The following is a 20,445-nucleotide window of genomic DNA, read 5'->3' as shown; positions in this document are numbered from 1 at the left end:
GACCGTGACGGCTTCGCCAAGTCGAGTGCCTTCACACAACCCACCCTGCCTAAAGTGATCGCATGCTGAGACACATGTACGAGGGACAGGACTGCAGTCTCGCCCGCTCCCTGGAGGTGATCGGCGAGCGCTGGACCCTGCTGATCATCCGCTCGGCGCTCCTCGGCACCACGCGCTTCGACGGGTTCCTCTCCCACCTGGACATCGCACGCAACGTGCTCTCCTCGCGGCTGAACCGGCTGGTCGAGCACGGCATCATGGAACGGGTGCCCTACCAGGACAAGCCGGTACGCCACGAGTACCGGCTCACCCCTGCGGGCCGGGACCTGACCCGGTCGGTCGTCGCCCTGATGCAGTGGGGCGACCGCAACCTGCCGCAGGAACTGGGCCCGCCGAGGCGCGCCGACCACCTCGGCTGCGAGGGCACCCTCGAGGTCGCGCTCTGCTGCTCGCACTGCGGACGGGCCGTGCACGACGAAGAGGTGGACGTCCGCCGCATCCGCTGACCGCGCCGGCGCACAGCGCACGGGCGAAGATGCCTCCCGGCAACGGGGTCGACGACCATGACAGCCCCGCCGCCGGTAAGGGAGCGGCGCTTACGAGGAGGCGCCCGTGCCGGCACTGGGAGCGCTGCGCAGGCTCATCATGGCTCCGTCCCTGGACGAGGTCGGCTTCGCGCGGCGAGGATTCCACGTCGAAGCCACCGAACTCACACGTCAGTTGGAAGCAGTACCGCAGGCGGTGGTGACCGGCTTCGAATGGGGCATCGAGGACCGGGACACCGCCACCACCGAGCGCCGGCTGGCACTCGTCGACCCGCTCAACCGGGGCTTCGCCTACGAGGGCGCCACCATGGCCTGCGCGATCCGCGACACGGTCGGCCCGAAGGGCCACCGCACCGCCGACCTGATGCGAGGCGGCGGCAGGCCGCACGTGTTCCTCAACTACATCGGCATCGGCTTCGCCATGGCCAAACTGCCCAGGCCGCTGTGGAAGAAGCTCGTCCCGGACCTGGACGAGCCCGACCTGTACCCGGCGATGAGCTGGCTGTGCGTCGACGGCTACGGCTTCGACCGCGCGTACTTCGACACCGGCACCTGGGTGGACGGGCAGCGCCTGGACGCCCCCTATGCCTGGGGTGGCGCCCCCTCCTACTGGCAGCGCGCCTTCGACCAGGGCGTCGGACGCGCGCTGTGGTTCATCCACGGCGGGCACGTGGACAACGTGTCCGCGGCCGTACGGGCGTTCGCCGGTGACCGCCGCGCCGACCTGTGGAGCGGCGTCGGCCTCGCCGCCACCTTCGCCGGCGGCACCACGGAGGCCGGCCTGCGCGCGCTGCACGAAGAAGCGGGCGACCTCGCTGAGCACCTCGCCCAGGGCGCGGTGTTCGCCGCCAAGGCCCGCCACCACGCAGGGTACGTCCCCGAGCACAGCAGCATCGCGGTGCACGCGTTCACCGGGCGCACCGTCCCGGCCGTCGCGCGCCTCGCCGACGACTGCGCGGCCGCCGCTCCAGAGGACGGCACCGGACCGGCCTACGAGGTCTGGCGCCGCAATGTGCGCCGGCAACTGAGCAGCGCCGTTGTTTGAGCACATCTGAAGTAGACGCCCCTCCGAGGCCCCTGACTACATTCGATTCGCTGGGGATTCAAGGGATTCGAGAGGGGCGGTTAACTGCTGTGTCCAGTTTCTTTGGCGCTTTCCGGCGTCGATTGCTCACACCTCCTGTTTCCGAGACAACCATGGAGGTGCGTGGTTTCCATGTGAAGAACGCGGAAGCAAAGCAACGCCTCGAGTACATCGGTGAGACGTTCCTCAAGGGATACGCCTGTGCGGTGGAGGCGGGCTCGCCCGCCGAAGCCGAGGAACTGCTGGAGACCGTCCCTCGGGACATGCGCGGCTTCGCCTACGAGGGCGCCGGCATGGGCGCGGCGGTGTACGACTCGCTGCCCGGACACGGCGGCCGGCTCCAGGGACTGCTGGCCGGCCGGGGCCGTCACCACGACTACATGATCTACGTCGGCATCGGCTGGGCGATGGCCCGCCTGCCCAAGGCGCTGTGGCCCGACATCCGCTCCACCGATCCGCTGCTGCGCTGGCTGGCCCTGGACGGCTACGGATTCCACCAGGCGTACTTCAAGACGGACGCCTACGTGCGCACCCCCAGCGTCCAGCACCCCTTCCGCTGGCGCGGCGGTCACAACCACTACACGGCCAACGCCATCGACCAGGGCATCGGCCGCGCCCTGTGGTTCGTCGGCGGCACCGACCCGGACGTCGTCACCGACCTGATCCGCGCCTACCCCGAGCACCGCCACGCCGACCTCTACGCGGGCGCCGGCCTCGCCTGTGCCTACGCCGGGGGCGTCAGCGAGGACGAACTCGCGCACTTCGTCCACGGCGCCGGCGAGCACCGCTGGGCGCTCGCCCAGGGGGCCGCGTTCGCCACCGAGGCCCGCGTCAAGGCCGGCACCGTCATCGACCACACCCACCTCGCGGCCCGCGTCGTGTGCCGTACGACGGCCGACGGTGCCGCGCAGGTGTGCCGCGACACCCGGCCCCGGTCGCCCGAGACTCCCGGCCCGTTCCCGGCCTACGAGGCCTGGCGCCACGACATCGCCGCGCACCTCGCTTCCTCGTCGCTCGTTTCGAAAGGTGCTGACCAGTGACGGTCGCAAAAAACTGGGTTCGCCGAAATTCGCCGGGAATTGTCGCCTTGGCCCTGATGGTCGGCACGTTCTACGGCGTCCGACTGCCTCATGCCTCGGCCGCCGACGTCAACAAACTGGCAAAGAGTTTCTCGTTCGAGCCGATGTCCATCGCCGAGCCCGCGGGGTTCAAGAAGCAGGAGGTCCGGCGAGTCAACAAGGCGTTCAAGCACATTGATGCCTGGATATCCTCGGTCGGTGCCGGTATCGCCGTGAACGATCTGGACGGGGACGGCCTGCCCAATGACCTGTGCGTCGTCGACCCACGCACCGACCAGGCCTTCGTCAGCCCGGCACCGACACGGAAGGACCCGTACCCGCCGTTCGCGCTGAACCCGGCGCCGCTGGGCACCAGCACCACGATGGCGCCGATGGGCTGTGTGCCCGGCGACTACAACGAGGACGGCAAGACGGACCTCCTCGTCTACTACTGGGGCCGCACGCCGGTCATCTTCCTGAACCAGGGCCAGAAGGGTCAGCCGCTGACGGCCCGTTCCTTCCGGCCGACCGAGCTGCTGCCCGGCAAGTCCGGCGCGAAGTACACCGGCCCCCTGTGGAACTCCAACGCCGCCGCCGTCGCCGACTTCGACGGTGACGGCCACGACGACATCTACATCGGCAACTACTTCCCCGACAGCCCCGTCCTGGACCCGTCCAAGGACGGCGACGTCACCATGAACGCCTCGCTGTCGCACGCCACCAACGGCGGCGGTGGCCACTTCTTCCGCTGGACGAAGGACGGCTACGAGAAGGTCGACGACGCCATCCCGCAGAGCCTCAACCACGGCTGGACACTCGGCGCCTCCGCCGCCGACCTGGACGGCGACCACCTGCCGGAGCTGTTCCTCGCCCACGACTTCGGCACCTCCGCGCTGCTCTACAACAAGTCCAAGCCGGGCACGATCAAGTTCGCCGAGGTCAAGGCCGTGCACAACGGCACCGTGCCCAAGTCCAAGCAACTGGGCCGCAGCTCGTTCAAGGGCATGGGCGTCGACTTCGGCGACCTCGACCACGACGGTATGTACGACATGTTCGTCAGCAACATCACGACGTCGTTCGGTATCCAGGAGTCGAACTTCGCCTTCGTCGACCAGGCCAAGAGCAAGGCGGACCTGCGCAAGAGCTTCCAGAAGGGCCAAGCGCCGTTCAAGGACAAGTCCTCCGGCCTGGGCCTCGCCTGGTCCGGCTGGGGCTGGGACGTGAAGATGGGCGACTTCGACAACAACGGCGACCTGGAGATCGCCCAGGCCAACGGCTTCGTCAAGGGCAAGACCAACCGCTGGCCCCAGCTGCAGGAACTCGCCACCGCCAACGACTCGCTCGTGCCCAACCCGCAGTGGTGGCCCAACGTCCGTCAGGGTGACGACCTGGCCGGCAACCAGCGCATGCGCTTCTACGTCAAGGACGCCTCGAACGGCAAGTACGTCAACCTCTCCGTGGCCCTCGGCATCGGCGAGCCGATTCCCACCCGAGGCATCGCCACCGCCGACACCGACGGCGACGGCCGCCTGGACATGGCGGTGGCCCGCCAGTGGGGCGATCCGGTCTTCTACCACAACGTCAGCCGGGACACCGGCGCCTACCTGGGCCTGACGCTGACCCACCCCGGCGGCGGCGCCGTCGTGGGCGCGGAGGTCTGCGTCCGGCTGCCCGACGGCACCAAGCGGATCGACCGCGTCGACGGCGGCGGCGGCCACTCCGGCAAGCGCAGCACCGACATCCACATCGGCCTCGGCAAGGGGATCACGGGCCCGCTGCCCACCCAGATCACCTGGCGCGACCGAGGCGGTGTCGTCCACGAGCAGGAACTGACGCTGAAGCCGGGCCGGCACAGCATCGAACTCGGCGACCTGGCCAAGGAGAAGTGACCATGTCCCCCCAGACCAACGCACCACGCCATAATCCGAAGGCCGTCACGGCCCTGTTCCGGTTCGCGGTCTCCATCTCCGTACTGAACGTCTTCGGGTACACCCTGCTGGGATTCGAACAGCCCTGGACCTGGCCGCTGGTAGCCCTGGCGACCGCCTACTCGCTCGAGTTCGTCCTGGAGATCCTCGGCGCCCGCGTCGAGGGCCGCACGCCACGCTTCCGGGGCAACGGACCGCGCGGCGTGGCCGAGTTCCTCTACCCGGCGCACATCACCGGTCTCGCGGTGAACATGCTGCTGTACGTCAACGACGTCGTGTGGGTCATGGTGTTCGGCGTCGTCGTCGCCGTCGGCACCAAATGGGTGCTGCGCGCCCCGGTGAAGGGCCGCATGCGGCATTTCATGAACCCGTCGAACTTCGGCATCGCCGTCATCCTGGTGCTCTTCCCGTGGGCGTCGATCGCGCCGCCGTACCAGTTCACCGAATACCTCTACGGCGGCTTCGACTGGCTCGTGCCCGCCATCATCCTCACGCTCGGCACGATGCTGAACGCCAAGCTCACCGAGCGGATGTGGCTGATCTTCGCCTGGGTCGGCGGCTTCGCCCTCCAGGCGGTCGTCCGCGGCCTGCTGTTCGGCACCTCCATCCCGGCGGGCCTCGCCATGATGACCGGCGTGGCGTTCGTGCTCTTCACGAACTACATGATCACGGACCCGGGTACGTCCCCCTCCTCCAAGTGGGGCCAGATCGCCTTCGGCGGCGGTGTCGCCACCCTCTACGGCGTGGTGACCGCGCTGGGCATCGCCTACGGCCTGTTCTTCGCCACCGCGCTCACCTGCGCCGTCCGCGGCGCCTTCCTGTGGACCGCCGACATCGTGGCGCGCAAGCGGGCCGAGGAGGCCCTCGCCCTCGCCGCCGTCACCCAGTCCGTCGAACAGGCCCACGCCGCCCGCAAGGACGCCGCCCCGGCGGCCGACGCCGCCGCGTGCGGCTGCCCGGAAGGCGCCTGCTCCTGCCCCGCCCCGGAAAGCGCCGAAGCCGCGGCGTGCACGTGCCCGCAGGGCGCCTGCTCCTGCCCCGCCCGGGCGAACGCCGAGGCCGACATCCTGAAGACACCGGTGGTCGCATGACCAGAATCGCCATCGTCGGCATGGCCTGCCGCTATCCCGACGCAACCAACCCGAAGGAACTGTGGGACAACGCCGTCGCCGGACGGCGTGCGTTCCGCCGCCTGCCCGACGTCCGGATGAACCTGGACGACTACTGGGACGCGGACCCGGCCACCCCCGACACCTTCTACGCCCGCAACGCCGCGGTCATCGAGGGCTACGCGTTCGACCGGATCGCCCACCGCATCGCGGGCAGCACCTTCCGCTCGACCGACCTGACCCACTGGCTCGCCCTGGACACCGCCGGACGCGCCCTCGCCGACGCCGGGTTCCCGGCCGGGGAGGGCCTGCCCCGCAGGCGCACCGGCGTCATCGTCGGCAACACCCTGACCGGCGAGTTCGCCCGCGCCAACGTCATGCGGCTGCGCTGGCCGTACGTACGGCGGGTGATGGCCGCCGCCCTCCAGGGCGAACAGGACTGGGACGAGGACCGCATCACGCATTTCCTCGACGACGTCGAGGCCGCCTACAAGGAGCCGTTCCCCGCCATCGACGAGGACACCCTCGCCGGAGGACTCGCCAACACCATCGCCGGCCGGATCTGCAACCACTTCGATCTGGGCGGCGGCGGCTACACCGTCGACGGCGCCTGCTCCTCCTCGCTGCTGGCGGTCACCTCCGCGGGCACCGCGCTGGCCGGCGGCGACATCGACGTCGCCGTCGTCGGCGGCGTGGACCTGTCGATCGATCCCTTCGAGATCATCGGCTTCGCCAAGACCGGAGCGCTGGCCAAGGGCGAGATGCGCCTGTACGACCGCGGCTCCAACGGCTTCTGGCCGGGCGAGGGCTGCGGCATGATCGTCCTGATGCGGGAGGAGGACGCCCTCGCCTCGGGCCACCGCATCTACGCGACCGTCGCGGGCTGGGGCGTGTCCTCCGACGGCCAGGGCGGCATCACCCGCCCCGAGGTCGGCGGATACCAGCTGGCCCTCGAACGGGCCTACGAGCGCGCCGGGTTCGGCATCGAGACCGTCGGGCTCTTCGAGGGCCACGGCACCGGCACCGCCGTCGGCGACGCCACCGAGCTGACCGCCCTCATGGGTGCCCGCCGCGAGGCCGACCCCGACGCACCGCCCGCCGCCATCACCTCCATCAAGGGCATGATCGGGCACACCAAGGCCGCCGCCGGCATCGCCGGTCTGATCAAGGCGGCCATGGCCGTCGACCACCAGACCCTGCCGCCGGCCATCGGCACCGTCGACCCGCACGAACTGCTCGCCGACGACAACACCAACCTCAAGGCCCTGCGCAAGGCCGAGGCGTGGCCCGATGGCGCACCGCGCCGGGCCGGCGTCACCGCCATGGGCTTCGGCGGCATCAACACCCACATCGTCCTCGACGAACCCGCCGGCCGGCGGCGCACGGCCCGCAGCCGGCGCTCCGCCGCCCTCGCGCACGCCCCGCAGGACTGCGAACTCCTCGTCCTGGACGGGGAGTCGCCGGCGGCGCTGCGCGCCCGGCTCACCGAGGTCGCGGCCTTCGTGAGCCGGGTCTCCTACGGACAGGTCGCCGACCTCGCCGCCACGCTCCAGCGCGAACTGCGCGGCCTGCCGCACCGCGCGGCCGTCGTCGCCTCCTCCCCCGAGGACGCCGAACGCCGCCTGACCCACCTCGCCGGCCTCCTGGAGACGGGTAAGACGTCGTACGCCGCCGCCGACGGCCGTGGCTTCCTCGGCCGGGCCGGCAAACGCGCCCGGATCGGCTTCCTCTTCCCGGGCCAGGGCTCCGGTCACGGCGCCGGCGGAGGGGCGCTGAGCCGCCGCTTCCCCGAGGCCGCCGAGGTCTTCGCGAAGGCGGCACTGCCCACCACCGGCGACATGGTCGCCACCGACGTGGCCCAGCCGCGCATCGCCACCGGCTCCGCCGCGGGCCTGCGCGTCCTGGACGCCCTGTGCCTGGAAGCGTGCGTCGCCGTCGGCCACAGCCTCGGCGAACTGTCCGCCCTGTACTGGGCACAGGCCTTCGACGCGGAGACGCTCCTCGAAGCGGCGCGGGTACGCGGCCGGGCCATGGCCCAGCACGGCGATCCGGGCACGATGGCCTCGCTGGGCACCACACCCGAGCGGGCCGGGGAACTCCTCGCCGGCCTCGACGCCGTCATCTCCGGGTACAACGGCCCGGAGCAGACCGTCGTCGCCGGTTCGCCCGCGGACATCGAGGAGGTGCGGCGCCGCGCCGAGCGCGCCCATGTCACCTGCATCCCCCTCAAGGTCTCGCACGCCTTCCACTCGCCGCTCGTCGCCGGCTCCGCCGCGGCCTTCGGCGACTGGCTGGCCACCGCACGCCTGGGCACCCCGGCCGCGCGGGTCGTCTCCACCGTCACCGGCGAGGAGCTGACCCGGCAGACGGACCTGGCCGCGCTGCTCACCGAGCAGATCACCGGCCCCGTCCGCTTCACGCAAGCGGTGCGCGAGGCCGCCCGGGACGTCGACCTGTTCGTCGAGGTCGGCCCCGGACGGGTCCTCACCGGCCTCGCCGAGGCCGCCACCGGTGTACCCGCCGTCGCCCTCGACACCGACGACGAGTCGCTGCGCGGCGTCCTGGCCGTCGCCGCGGCCGCGTTCGTCGCCGGAGCGCCCGTCGCCCTGGAGCGGCTCTTCGAGGACCGGCTCATCCGGCCCCTGGAGGTCGGGCAGGAGTTCTCCTTCTTCGCCAGCCCCTGCGAGCAGGCGCCGCGCGAGGGGATACCGGCGGCCGTGCGCCGCCCGGCTCCCGAGGCCTCCGCCGCTGCCGCCGCCTCCGCCCCTCCGGCAGCGCAGGCCGCGAACACGGGACCGGCACCGGTTGCCACGGCCGCCCCGGCCGGCGAGGAGACGGCCGACGGCGGCGCCGACGCGCTCGAGGTACTGCGCGCCCTCGTCGCCGAGCGTGCCGAACTGCCCGCCGAACTCGTCGACCCCGGCAGCCGGCTCCTGGACGACCTGCACATGAGTTCGATCACCGTCGGCCAGATCGTCAACCAGGCGGCATCCCGCCTCGGCATCGCTGCCGCACAGGTGCCGACGAACTTCGCCACCGCCACACTGGCCGAACTGGCCGAGGCGCTGGACACCCTGGTCGGCAACGGCGGCGCCGCGCTCTGCGGTGCCCCGGTCGTCGCGGGCGCGGCCCCCTGGGCCCGCCCCTTCGCCGTGGACCTCGACGAGGTCGCGCGGCCGCACCCGGCCGCCGACGGCACCGACGGCGACTGGGAACTGTTCGCCACCGCCGGCCACCCCTACGCCGAGCAACTGCGCCGGGAACTCGCGGGCGCCGGCGTCGGCGCCGGCGTCCTCGCCGTGCTGGCCAGGGGCTGCGGGCGCCAGGAGGTGGAGCGGGTGCTGGCCGCCGCGCACAGCGCGCTCGCCGGCGACCGCGCACGGCGCTTCGTCCTCGTCCAGGACGGGCGCGGCGCCGCCGGTCTGGTCAAGACCCTGTACCAGGAGGCCCCGCACCTGCGGACCACGGTCGTCCACACCCCGGTGGTGCCGGACGTGGTGGAACGCGTGGTGGCCGAGGTCGCGGCGACCACCCGGTTCGCCGAGGTCCACTACGACGACGCCGGTACGCGCCGGGTGCCGACCTTGCGGGCACTGCCCGTGGCGGCGCAGCGCACCGAGTCCCCGCTGGACGCCTCCGACGTCCTGCTGGTGACCGGCGGCGGCAAGGGCATCTCCGCCGAGTGCGCGCTGGCCGTGGCCCAGCGGACCGGTGCCAAGCTGGCCGTCCTGGGCCGGTCCGACCCGGCCGAGGACCGCGAACTCGCCGACAACCTGGAGCGGATGCGCGCCGACGGCGTGCGGGTGCACTACGCCCGCGCCGACGTCACCGACGCCGAGCAGGTCGGCGCGGCCGTCGCCGAACTGACCGGCGAGCTGGGCGCGATCACCGGCCTGCTGCACGGCGCCGGGCGCAACGAGCCGAACGCTCTGGCCCGGCTCGCCCCGCAGGACTTCGAGCGGACCTTCGCCCCGAAGGTCGACGGACTGCGCACCGTCCTCGACGCGGTGGGCGCCGGCGCCCTGAAGCTGCTGGTCACCTTCGGCAGCATCATCGGCCGGGCCGGTCTGCGCGGAGAGGCCCACTACGCCACCGCCAACGAGTGGCTGGCCGACCTCACCGAGGAGGTCGCCCGCACCCACCCGGGGCTGCGCGCCCGCTGCATGGAATGGTCGGTGTGGTCCGGCGTCGGCATGGGCGAGAAGCTCTCCGTCGTCGAGACCCTCTCCCGCGAGGGCATCACCCCCGTCTCCCCGGACCAGGGCGTGGAGATCCTGCTGCGCCTCGTCGAGGACCCGGACGCACCCGTCGTCACCGTCATCAGCGGCCGCACCGAGGGCATCGACACCGTCCGCCGCGACCTGCCGGCCCTGCCGATACTGCGCTTCACCGGCAACCCGCTCGTGCGCTACCACGGCGTCGAGCTGGTCACCGAGGTCGAGCTGAACGCCGGCACCGACCCCTACCTGTCCGACCACCTGCTCGACGGCAACCTGCTGCTTCCCGCCGTCATCGGCATGGAGGCCATGACCCAGGTCGCCTCCGCGGTCACCGGACACACCGGCGCCCCGGTCATCGAGGGCGCGAAGTTCCTGCGGCCCATCGTCGTACCGCCCAGCGGCAGCACCCGGATCCGGATAGCGGCGACCGTCACCGGCCCCGACGCCGTCGACGTCGCCATCCACGCCGAGGACACCGGCTTCGTCGCCGAGCACTTCCGCGCCCGGCTGCTGTTCACCGACACCGCTGCACTGGCCGGGCCGCCGCTGCAGGTTCCCGAGGACACCCCGGTCGTCCCACTGGACCCGGCCGCCGACCTGTACGGCAGCGTCCTGTTCCAGGGCGCCCGCTTCCAGCGGCTGCGCCGCTTCCACCGGGCCGCCGCCCGGCACGTGGACGCCGAGGTCGCCGTGCAGCAGCGGCCCGAGGGCTGGTTCGCCGGCTTCCTGCCCGGTGAACTGCTGCTCGCCGACCCCGGCATGCGCGACGCGCTCATGCACGGCAACCAGGTGTGCGTCCCGGACGCCACCCTGCTGCCGTCCGGCGTGGAGCGGATCCACGCGCTCGGCTCCGGCGGCCACGTACCGGACCGGCTGCGGTACACCGCCGTCGAACGCAGCCACGACGGCGACACCTATGTGTACGACATCGCGGTCCGCGACGAACACGGCACCGTCGTCGAACGCTGGGACGGCCTGACCCTGCACGCCGTGCGCAAGACCGACGGCAGTGGCCCGTGGGTCGCCCCGCTGCTCGGCCCGTACCTGGAGCGTGCCCTGGAGGACGTCGTCGGCAGCCGTGTCGCCGTCGCCGTCGAGCCGCACGGGGACACACCCGCCGGCTCCGTCGCGCAGCGCCGCGGCTTCACCGCCGACGCGGCGGCACGGGCCCTGGGCAGCCCGGCCGCGGTCCGCCACCGCCCGGACGGGCGACCGGAACTGGAGCAGGACCGGCACATGTCGATGTCGGCGGCACACGGTCTGGGGGTCACCCTCAGCGCCGTCGCCGACACCGAGGTCGCCTGCGACATCGAGGCGGTCAGCATGCGGTCGGCCGACGAGTGGAGTGGACTGCTCGGGGAACACGCGGCCGTCGCCGAACTGGTCGCCCGGGAGACGGGCGAGGCGCCGGACACCGCCGCCACGCGTGTGTGGGGTGCGGTGGAGTGCCTGCGCAAGGCGGGCATCATGGCCGGCGCGCCGCTGACGGTGCTGCCGCGCCGCAAGGACGCCTGGGTGGTCTTCGCCGTCGGCGACCTGCGGATCGCCACGTTCGTCACCGCGCTGCGCGACGCTCTGGAGCCGGCCGTCTTCGCGTTCCTCACGCACGAGCCGCAACTCACCGAAGGGAGGGCCTAGACCATGGCGGACGACTACTTCGAGTACCGGCACACGGTCGGCTTCGAGGAGACCAACCTCGTCGGCAATGTGTACTACGTGAACTACCTGCGCTGGCAGGGCCGGTGCCGCGAGCTGTTCCTGCATCAGAGGGCACCGGCGGTGCTGGCCGACGTCCAGGACGACCTGAAGCTGTTCACGCTGAAGGTGGACTGCGAGTTCTTCGCCGAGATCACCGCCTTCGACGAGCTGTCCATCCGGATGCGACTGGCCGAACTCGGCCAGACCCAGCTGGAGTTCACCTTCGACTACGTCAAGGTGACCGATGGTGCGGAAGTCCTGGTCGCCCGCGGGCGCCAGCGGATCGCGTGCATGCGCGGCCCGAACACCAACACGGTGCCCTCGCTCATCCCCGAGGCACTGGCCCACGCCCTCGAACCGTACGCCGTCCAGGGCCGGGCGCTCACGGGGCGAGCGGCATGAGCACCCTGGCCGCCGCACCGCCGCGGGACGCTGTCACCGGCGATCCCGCGTGGCTGCGGCGGGCCTTCGGTTCCTTCGCCACCGGGGTGACGGTCGTGACCGTCGGCGGGCCCGGCCCGCGCGGCATGACCGCCAACTCCTTCACCTCGGTGTCCCTGGATCCGGCCCTGGTGCTGCTGTGCGTCGGCAACGACGCCGTCATGAACCGGGTCCTCGCCGGGGCCGAGACCTTCGCGGTGTCGGTCCTCGGCTCGGGCCAGGAGGACGTCGCCCGGCACTTCGCCGACCCTTCCCGGCCCGCGGGCGCCGCCCAGTTCGACGCCGTGGACTGGCTGCCCGGGCCGGCCGGTGGCGCCCCGCTGATCGCCGGCGCGGCCGCTCACTTCGAGTGCGCCCGGTGGCGGACGTACGACGGCGGCGACCACACCGTCCACCTCGGCCGGGTGCTCGCCCTGGACGCCCTGCCGGACCGCGAGCCGCTGGTCTTCCACCACGGCCGCTTCCGGCGGCTGGCCGAGGCCGCGGAAGGGGAGCGCACATGAGTGTCCACCCGCCCGGACCGCCCGTGTGGCGGCTGCCCGGCCTGCTGCGCAAGCTCGCGGTGGACCGGCTCGGCATGATGCGGGACGCGGCCGCTCTCTCCGACGCCGTCCGTGTCTCCATGGGGCCGAAGAAGCTCTATATCTTCAACCGGCCGGACTACGCCAAGCATGTGCTGGCCGACAACGCCGGCAACTACCACAAGGGCATCGGCCTGGTGGAGTCCCGCAAGGTGCTCGGCGACGGTCTGCTCACCAGTGAGGGCGAGCTGTGGCGCGCCCAGCGCCGCAATGTGCAGCCCGCGTTCAGGCCCGGGCGGATCGCCGCCCAGGCCGGAGCCGTCGCCGAGGAGTCCGCGCGGCTGGTGGAACTGCTGCGCCGGCGCGCCGGGGACACGCCCGTCGACATCCTGAACGAGGTCACCGGGCTCACTCTCGGGGTGCTCGGCCGCACCCTCATGGACACCACCCTCGACGCGCACGGCGGTATCGCGCACGCCTTCGAGGCCGTCCAGGACCAGGCCATGTTCGACATGGTCAGCCAGGGGCTGGTGCCGACCTGGGTGCCGCTCGGCACCCAGCGCCGGTTCCGCCGGGCCCGCCGGGAACTCACCCGGATCGTCGACGAACTGGTCGCCGACCGCAGCGCCCGCCTCACCGACGGGGAAGGCGCCGACGACGCGTTCGCCCGGATGATCCTCGCCGCCCGCGAGCGTGAGGACGCCGCCCTCGGCCGCCGGCTGCTGCAGGAGGAACTGGTCACGCTGCTGCTGGCCGGCCACGAGACCACGGCCAGCACGCTCGGCTGGACCCTGCTGCTGCTCGCCCGGCATCCGCACGTACGGGACCTGGTGCGCGAGGAGGCACGGGGTGTGCTGGCCGGCGGCCGGCTGCCCGACGCCGAGGACCTGCACAAGCTGACGTACACCACGCAGGTCGTGCAGGAGGCCATGCGGCTGTATCCGCCGGTGTGGATCCTGCCGCGCGTCGCCCAGGGACCCGACCGGGTCGGCGGGTTCGACGTGCCGGCCAAGGCCGACGTCCTGGTGTGTCCGTACACCCTGCACCGCCATCCGGACCTGTGGGAGGACCCCGAGCGGTTCGACCCGGGCCGGTTCGACCCCGCGCGCGTCGCCCACCGGCACCGCTACGCCTACATCCCCTTCGGGGCCGGGCCGCGCTTCTGCGTGGGCAGCAACCTGGGGATGATGGAGGCGGTGTTCGTCACCGCGCTCGTCAGCCGGGACCTCGACCTGGCCGCGGTGCCCGGGCATCAGGGCGTCCCGGAGCCGATGATGTCCCTGCGGATGCGGGGCGGACTGCCGATGACGATCCGGCCGGCGGACTGAGGAAGGTCACCGCGTGGTCCACGCGCGAAGGGGCAGGCACGGAAATCTCCGTGCCTGCCCCTTCGCCGGTTCCCCGGTGGTCAGCCGGCGATGCGCTCCAGCGCGTCGGCGCGCAGGTCGAGCAGCGCCATCAGCACCGGCGGGTCCAGGGCGTCCAGCGGGCGCAGGACGATCTCGGCCGGCATCAGCAGGGTGTCCTCGTGCGCGGTCACCGGTCCGTAGCTGCCCACGGAGACGACGTCACGGTCACCGGTGCCGGACGGCATGTGCTCGTAGCCGTAGGGCACGGAGTGAACCAGCACGTGCCAGGTTCCGTCCGGGACATCGCGCAGCTCGAAGGAGCCGGGACCGTCCAGGACGGCGCAGCGCACCGGCCGTCCCTGTGGGACGGGCGTGGGGAACAGGCCCACGAAGCAGTGGCCGGCCGCGCGGTCCTGGGGAAGGTGCACCCGCCCGCGCAGCGTGCCGTGAGAGTGCTCGGCCGCCCGTTCGCCCTGTTCCCCGGTTCCGATTTCCGCAGTGAATCCGTCTGATTCCCGGAACATGCTCGGCGATACGCCTACGCAGGACTTGAATCGGGAACTGAAAGTGCCGACACTGCTGTATCCGACCTGGCTGCTGATGTCGGCGACGCTGAAATCCGTCTGGAGGAGCAGGCGTTTCGCCTCCTGCAGACGCAGGGCGGAGAGAAAACGTCCGGGAGACGTGCCGGTCACATCCCGGAACACCCGGGTGAAGTGGAACTTGCTGAACATGGCGGTGCGGGCCATGTCGTCGATCGTGAGTTCCTGGCCGAGATTCGCATGCATTTCGTCGATGACTCGAAGGACGGCGGCTTCGATGGCGGTGGTGGTCACCGTTTCTCCCTGTCTGTGCGTCATGCTCCCTGCCGAGATTCGGGGGCGGCGTGCCGTGCTGGAGCGGGCGTCATGTGGGTCAGCCGTCGCCGGTCGAGGTCCTCGGCGAACCGCTTCCAGGCGCCCGCGCACTGAAGGGCCAGTTCCGCGACGGTGCCCGTGCAGTGCGCGGGGACCGCGTCGGCCTGTTGGCGCCAGGCCTCGTCGACCATGAAGTGGGTGTGCAGCCAGCGCAGGAACTGGCGCCCGGACTCGGAGTGCCGCAAGGACGGGTCGCCGGCGAGCCGCCGCAGGGTCTCCAGCGATCCGCGGGTGCGGTTCGAGCCGGCGGAGGCACTCTCGGCCGGGGCGCCGGTGCCGGTGGCGCGTTTGGCGCTGGGCGCGGGGTGGTCCTCCGCGGCGGCGGGCTCGCGCCGGGCCGGCGTCCGGCGGCCCGTGGGCACCGGGGCTTCGCCGCGCAGCAGACGCTGGCGCACGTCGTGGGCTGTGCCCAGTGACAGTCCGGTCTCCTTGACGATCGCCCGCAGCGGCAGATCGGGTCTGCGGGTCATGAGTTCGGCGGCCCGGATCCGCTCGGCCGTGCGGTCGAGCGGGTGGGTGCGGCCGTCGGTGCCGATCCGGATGTTCGACTGAGGAGAATCCACGGTCGAACACGGACGGAGTGTCGCGACCGTCTTCGCGTCGAGTCCGGTGTAGGCGGCGACGGCCCGGTCCGAGAGGTCGCGATGGGAGCGCAGTATGCGTTCGGCGGCCGCCTTGCGGTCCGCCACGGACAGCGGCAGGCCGTGCGCGACATTGGCCGTCACCGACCGCAGAAACGCTTCTTCGTCCGGGCCGTCGAAGTACTGCACCTCCACGGAGGTGAGCCCGTTCGCGGCGGCGGCGGCGACCCGGTGCATTCCGTCGACCACCCGCATGGTCGCGCGGTGGACGAGAATGGGGGGCAGCGCGGTGTAGATGTCGGCGAGGCGGCGCACATGGCCGTCGTCGACGCCGTTCAAGCGGGGCGAATCCGCCGGCAGAAGTGCCTCGATCCGCACCCGGTGAGTGAAGTTGGCGGGCAGCGTCAGAGATCTGTCGTTGCTGTTCACCTCTCCCCTTCCCCCCTCGGCGAGATCGAGGCGTTCCCGGATTCCCTCGAACCGCTCGAGAGGGCCCGGACGTCACGGAGAACAACGCATCCGGAGAGAGCATAATGAACGACCTGTTTTTTTTGAGGGTCCGCCGGCGGGGACAGCGCGACTTTGGCGGATCGGGCATGGGGCCGGTGTTCGGGCGAACACCCTCCTGGTTGGTTGTTTGAAAAGACTCAGCACTTCTAGCTTTTTCTCAACGCCACCAGGAAATCCAAATGACCTGACCGGAGGCCCCGTTGCCTGCAGTGAGAAGAACCCCCGAGCGCAGGGTCGACATCGGGCCCGACACCACCCTCACCCTCGAGGCCTACGCGGACACCATCGTCCCGGGCGAGAAGCGGTGGCCCGGTGACCGGGCGATCGCCGGAGTCAGCACCGGTGGCGGCGCCGTCGTCTGCGGAGCCATCGACCTGCTCCGCTGGGACGCCACCGGAATCCACGACGGTCTGGAGGACCTGGCCGACCGGGTCAACGGCCACGCCCGCGACTACGCGGAGAAGGCCGGCATCGCCCTCGACCCGGACGTGCCGCCCTTCGTCGGTCTCGACTACGACGACCGGGTCCGCCTCATCCAGGAACTGACCACACCCGGCCACCCGGAGAAGGACTTCTGGGTCCTGCTCTCCCTCTTCTGCAACATGGCCTTCGACTCCGCGGCCCACCTGCACACCGCCGAGGCTCTCGCGGACGGTCACCCGGGTCTGACGGCCATGGGCATCACCCGGCCGGACGCCGACGGACTGTGGCGCTTCAAGAGTTCCGGCTACGGCAGACAGCTGGCCGAACCCCACCCAGACACCACACCCACCGGGAGCCCCGCATGAGCAACGCGATCGAGAAGACCGACGTCCTGGTCGTGGGCAGTGGCTTCGGTGGCGCCATCACCGCCTACCACCTGGCCGCCGGCGGTGCCAAGGTCACCGTCCTGGAGCGCGGGCCCTGGCTGAAGAACCGCGAGTTCGAGCACGACTACAAGCTCGGCTCCTCCTACACCCGCATCTTCGACTTCGTCGTCGGCGACGGCATGAGCGTGCTCGGCGGCAACTGCGTCGGCGGCGGCAGCGTCGTCTACTTCGCGGCCATGCCGCGGGCCCCCCGGTTCGTCTTCGACCGGCACGGCAGCATCGGCCGCCGGATGTGGCCCGAGGCCGTCAGCCGTGACACCCTCGACCCCTGGTACGACCGGATCGACGAGTCCCTGTCGGTCAGCGACCCCGACTGGAACGAGGCCTCCTACTCGGGCGGCCTGTGGGCGGCGGCCTGCGACCACGCCGGACGCACCGCCAACCCGCTCGCAGCGGCCGTCGACAACGCCAAGTGCGTCAACTGCAACTTCATGATGGCCGGCTGCCGTTTCGGGGCGAAGCAGTCCCTCACCGTCAACTACCTGCCCGCCGCCCTCGCCCACGGCGCGGAGATCCGCCCCCTGCACGAGGTGCAGCACCTGGAGCGCACCGCCGACGGCGGCTACCGGGTCCACTACAACATCGTTCACGACGAGGACTACCGCCTGCAGGCCGGCTCCGGCGTCATCGAGGCGAAGATCGTCGTACTGGCGGCGGGCGCCGGCGCCACTCCGGTCATCCTGCAGCGAAGCGAGGCCCACCTCGGCACGATGCCGCACGCGGTCGGCCGCTACTTCTCCGGCAACGGCGAGCGCCTCAACACGGCCGTCCTCAACGAGGACAAGGTCGCCGAGATCCTCGGCCTGAGCCGCGGCGAGGGCGAACTCCCCTACGGCGCCAACGCGATCGGCAAGGGCCCGACCGTGGCCAGCTGGGACAAGCTCGACGGCTCACTGCCGGAGTACTCCCGCTACTCCCTGGAGCAGCTCTACTTCCCGCCGGGCCTCGGCACCATCCTCGCGCAGGTTCCCGACGCCACCGGTCCGACCTGGTTCGGCAAGGAGAAGAAGGAGATCCTGAAGAACTGGAAGTCCTGGCTGACGATCTTCTCCATGACCGAGGACGACAACGAAGGGGTCTTCGGACCGCCGCCGGCCACCGGCAACTCCCACCGCATCTCCCAGCAGCTGCTCGGCCGCGGCAACCTGTCGTACAAGCCGACGAAGAACACGTGGCACGGTTGGAACCAGGCCGACGCCGAGGTGAAGGAGATCCTGGAGAAGGACGGCCTCGCCAAGGTGATGCCCTGGACCAACGACCTCGTCGGCGCCTACACCGTCCACCCGCTGGCCTCCTGCCGGATGGGTGACGACCCGGACACCTCGGCCCTGGACGACACCAACGAACTGCGCGGCCACTCCGGCATCTTCGTCACCGACGGCTCCGCCGTCCCCTGCGCCCTGACCGTCAACCCGGCGATGACCATCGCCGCCCTCGCTGAACGCGCCGTGCCGCACATCGTGGCCGCCGCCCGGGCCAGGGGAGTGGACGTCACCTACGGCGCCCCCGCCCCCACCGGCCACAAGAGCGGACGCTCGGGTGTACTGCCCCTGTTGGAACAGCGCCGTCTGACCACGGTGTGAGCCTCCCGAACGGCTTTTCGCGGCCCAGTGAGTTGCTTCAGAAAACCATCCATACGTCCAGTGGGTTGCTTCACACAACCCGATCCGAACCGAACCAGGAGGCGGCGGTGCGACCGCTCGTAAGAATCCTGCTGAAGGGCTCTCTGCGGCAGATCCGGCACATCACGGCCGTCCCGCAGGACGCGGCCGGCGGCCCGGTGGCCGAGGTCTACGCACAGGCCCGGCGGGAGTTCGGCATCGTCGCCCCGCCCCTCGCGCTGCACTCGCCGGCCCCCGAGACGCTCGCAGCCGCCTGGCTGCTGCTGCGCGAGACCCTCCTCGCCGAGGGCCGCGTCGGCCGGGCCGCCAAGGAAGCCGTCGCGACCGCCGTCTCCCAGGCCAACGACTGCCCCTACTGCGTCGAGGTCCACGAGGCCACGCTCGCCACCCTGGGCGCCGCCGACCGCCACGGAACCCTCGCAAAGTGGGCCCGCGGCGCGGACACCGGCCCGGCCGCCGGGCAGGCACCGGCACCCTTCGACGCGCAGGAGGCCCCCGAGATCCTCGGCACCGCCGTCACCTTCCACTACCTCAACCGGATGGTCCGGCTCTTCCTGCCCGACTCTCCCGTCCCCGCCGCGGCCCCCGCCGCGGGCCGCGGGCCGGCGATGCGGGTGGTCGCCCGTGCCCTGCGCCCCACCCGGGGCCGGACCGTGGTTCCCGGTGCCTCGCTCGCCCTGCTCCCCGCCGCCCCGCTGCCGGCCGGACTCGACTGGGCGAAGACCAACCCGGCCGTCGCCGGCGCCCTCGCCCGGGCCGTGGCGTCCGTCGACGCCGCTGCGGAACGCTGGATCCCCGAAGCCGTGCGCGACCTGCTGCACGCCGAACTCGCCGTGCACGACGGGACCGTGCCCGGCCCGAGCCGCGCCTGGCTGGACCGGGCCACCGCCGCCCTGCCGGACGGGCAGCTGCCCGCCGCCCGGCTCGCCCTCCTCATCGCCCTCAACCCCCACCAGATCACCGACGGGGACATCGACGCGTTCCGCGCGGTCCACCCCGAAGACCGGGAACTGGTGGAACTCGCCTCCTGGGCGGCGCTCACCGCCGCCGTCCGGACCGGTGCCCGCCTCGGCGGAACCGTCCACCGCGCATCGTCCGCCGCCCGCTGACCGGCGACACCCCCTCACCCCGGCCCCTTTTCCACCCTCCCAAGGAGAAACGATCATGGACACGCTCAACGACGTCGTGAAGGACCTCGCCACCGACATCGAAGAGACCGCCCGTCTCGTCGAGGGCCTCGACGTCAAGGCCTGGCACACCCCGACCCCCGCCACCGGCTGGACCGTCGCCGACCAGATCGCCCACCTGACCTTCATCTTCCACCTGGCCGGCACGGCGGCCTCCGACCCCGAGGCCTTCGCCCAGCTCGCCGCCGGCGCCGCGCGCGACTTCGACGCCGCAGTCGACGCCGCCCTGCGCCGGTTCAACGCCTTCCCGCCCGCCGAGCTGCTGGGCCGCTTCCGCGCCCTCGGCCGCCGGTCCGTCGACGCCCTCGCCGCCATCCCCGAGGACCAGGTCGTGCCGTGGCTGGTCAACCCGCTGCCGCCGACCGTCCTCGCCTCCGCCGGGATCATGGAGGTCTTCGGTCACGGCCAGGACATCGCCGACGCCCTCGGCGTACGCCGCGAGGCCACCGGACGGCTGCGCCATCTGGTCTTCTTCGCCTTCCTGACACGGGACTTCGGCTACCTCTCCCGCGGCCTGACCCCGCCGGCCGAGCCCTTCCGCATCGAGGTGACGGCCCCGAACGGCGAGGTGTGGGCGTACGGCCCCGAGGACGCCGAGAACAAGGTCACCGGACCCGCCGAGGACTTCTGCCTCCTGGTCACCCGCCGCCGCCACCGCGACGACCTCGCCCTCGTCGCCACCGGCGCGGAGGCCGACCGCTGGCTCGACATCGCGCAGGCCTACCGCGGCCCCGCCGGAGAGGGCCGCAAGCCGGGCCAGTTCGCCCACGCCGGCTGCGACCACTGAGCGGCTCGTCCCCGGCGGT

General features: G+C 71.7%; 15 protein-coding genes. 13 read left to right on the top strand and 2 right to left on the bottom strand.

Features of this window, described 5'->3' with window-relative positions:
- Window positions 1–62: 62 nt before the first annotated feature.
- From AB0G56_RS27200 to AB0G56_RS27160, 9 genes are all read left to right on the top strand, one after another.
- On the top strand, window positions 63–506 hold the full coding sequence (locus tag AB0G56_RS27200; RefSeq protein ID WP_360973714.1) for a helix-turn-helix domain-containing protein: 444 nt from the start codon (window positions 63–65) through the stop codon (window positions 504–506).
- 106 nt (window positions 507–612) lie between these two features.
- Window positions 613–1,590 (top strand): DUF1702 family protein, encoded by a 978-nt coding sequence (locus tag AB0G56_RS27195; protein WP_360973713.1) that lies wholly within the window; start codon window positions 613–615, stop codon window positions 1,588–1,590.
- An 89-nt stretch (window positions 1,591–1,679) separates the two neighbouring features.
- Window positions 1,680–2,669: a DUF1702 family protein gene (locus AB0G56_RS27190; RefSeq protein ID WP_360973711.1), complete on the top strand. Its 990-nt coding sequence runs from the start codon at window positions 1,680–1,682 to the stop codon at window positions 2,667–2,669.
- A 56-nt stretch (window positions 2,670–2,725) separates the two neighbouring features.
- The gene (locus AB0G56_RS27185) at window positions 2,726–4,576 is read left to right on the top strand and encodes a CRTAC1 family protein (protein WP_360973855.1); all 1,851 of its coding nucleotides are present in this window, start codon (window positions 2,726–2,728) and stop codon (window positions 4,574–4,576) included.
- A gap of 2 nt (window positions 4,577–4,578) precedes the next feature.
- The gene (locus tag AB0G56_RS27180) at window positions 4,579–5,706 is read left to right on the top strand and encodes an enediyne biosynthesis protein (protein ID WP_360973709.1); all 1,128 of its coding nucleotides are present in this window, start codon (window positions 4,579–4,581) and stop codon (window positions 5,704–5,706) included.
- Window positions 5,703–11,582, top strand: coding sequence for a type I polyketide synthase (locus AB0G56_RS27175; RefSeq protein ID WP_360973707.1), 5,880 nt, complete (start codon window positions 5,703–5,705; stop codon window positions 11,580–11,582). The genes AB0G56_RS27180 and AB0G56_RS27175 overlap by 4 nt, the downstream gene beginning before the upstream one ends.
- 3 nt (window positions 11,583–11,585) lie before the next feature.
- Window positions 11,586–12,044 carry an acyl-CoA thioesterase gene (locus tag AB0G56_RS27170; RefSeq protein ID WP_360973705.1) on the top strand — a complete coding sequence of 153 codons (459 nt, stop codon included), beginning with the start codon at window positions 11,586–11,588 and terminating at the stop codon, window positions 12,042–12,044.
- Window positions 12,041–12,586: a flavin reductase family protein gene (locus tag AB0G56_RS27165; RefSeq protein WP_360973703.1), complete on the top strand. Its 546-nt coding sequence runs from the start codon at window positions 12,041–12,043 to the stop codon at window positions 12,584–12,586. Before AB0G56_RS27170 ends, AB0G56_RS27165 begins: the two co-directional genes overlap by 4 nt.
- Window positions 12,583–13,932 (top strand): cytochrome P450, encoded by a 1,350-nt coding sequence (locus tag AB0G56_RS27160; protein WP_360973701.1) that lies wholly within the window; start codon window positions 12,583–12,585, stop codon window positions 13,930–13,932. The genes AB0G56_RS27165 and AB0G56_RS27160 overlap by 4 nt, the downstream gene beginning before the upstream one ends.
- A gap of 80 nt (window positions 13,933–14,012) precedes the next feature.
- Here the strand turns inward: AB0G56_RS27160 and AB0G56_RS27155 are convergent, their stop codons facing one another.
- Window positions 14,013–14,789, bottom strand: a complete 777-nt coding sequence (locus tag AB0G56_RS27155; RefSeq protein ID WP_360973699.1) for an AraC family transcriptional regulator — start codon at window positions 14,787–14,789, stop codon at window positions 14,013–14,015.
- 20 nt (window positions 14,790–14,809) lie between these two features.
- Window positions 14,810–15,880 (bottom strand): transcriptional regulator, encoded by a 1,071-nt coding sequence (locus AB0G56_RS27150; protein ID WP_360973697.1) that lies wholly within the window; start codon window positions 15,878–15,880, stop codon window positions 14,810–14,812.
- A gap of 290 nt (window positions 15,881–16,170) precedes the next feature.
- On the opposite strand from AB0G56_RS27150, the gene AB0G56_RS27145 reads away from it, so the two are divergent.
- From AB0G56_RS27145 to AB0G56_RS27130, 4 genes are all read left to right on the top strand, one after another.
- A complete protein-coding gene (locus tag AB0G56_RS27145) occupies window positions 16,171–16,749 on the top strand; it encodes a DUF5987 family protein (RefSeq protein WP_360973695.1) in 579 nt (192 codons plus the stop codon).
- Window positions 16,746–18,413 carry a GMC family oxidoreductase gene (locus tag AB0G56_RS27140; RefSeq protein ID WP_360973693.1) on the top strand — a complete coding sequence of 556 codons (1,668 nt, stop codon included), beginning with the start codon at window positions 16,746–16,748 and terminating at the stop codon, window positions 18,411–18,413. The genes AB0G56_RS27145 and AB0G56_RS27140 overlap by 4 nt, the downstream gene beginning before the upstream one ends.
- A 107-nt stretch (window positions 18,414–18,520) precedes the next feature.
- Window positions 18,521–19,561, top strand: coding sequence for a carboxymuconolactone decarboxylase family protein (locus AB0G56_RS27135; RefSeq protein ID WP_360973691.1), 1,041 nt, complete (start codon window positions 18,521–18,523; stop codon window positions 19,559–19,561).
- Between the two features lie 55 nt (window positions 19,562–19,616).
- Window positions 19,617–20,426, top strand: a complete 810-nt coding sequence (locus tag AB0G56_RS27130) for a TIGR03084 family metal-binding protein (protein WP_360973689.1) — start codon at window positions 19,617–19,619, stop codon at window positions 20,424–20,426.
- Window positions 20,427–20,445: the final 19 nt, after the last annotated feature.

This window comes from Streptomyces sp. NPDC021356, assembly GCF_040641015.1.
GTDB lineage: Bacteria > Actinomycetota > Actinomycetes > Streptomycetales > Streptomycetaceae > Streptomyces.
Note: the sequence above shows the minus strand (reverse complement) of the source record. Positions and strands in the feature narration are given on the sequence as shown.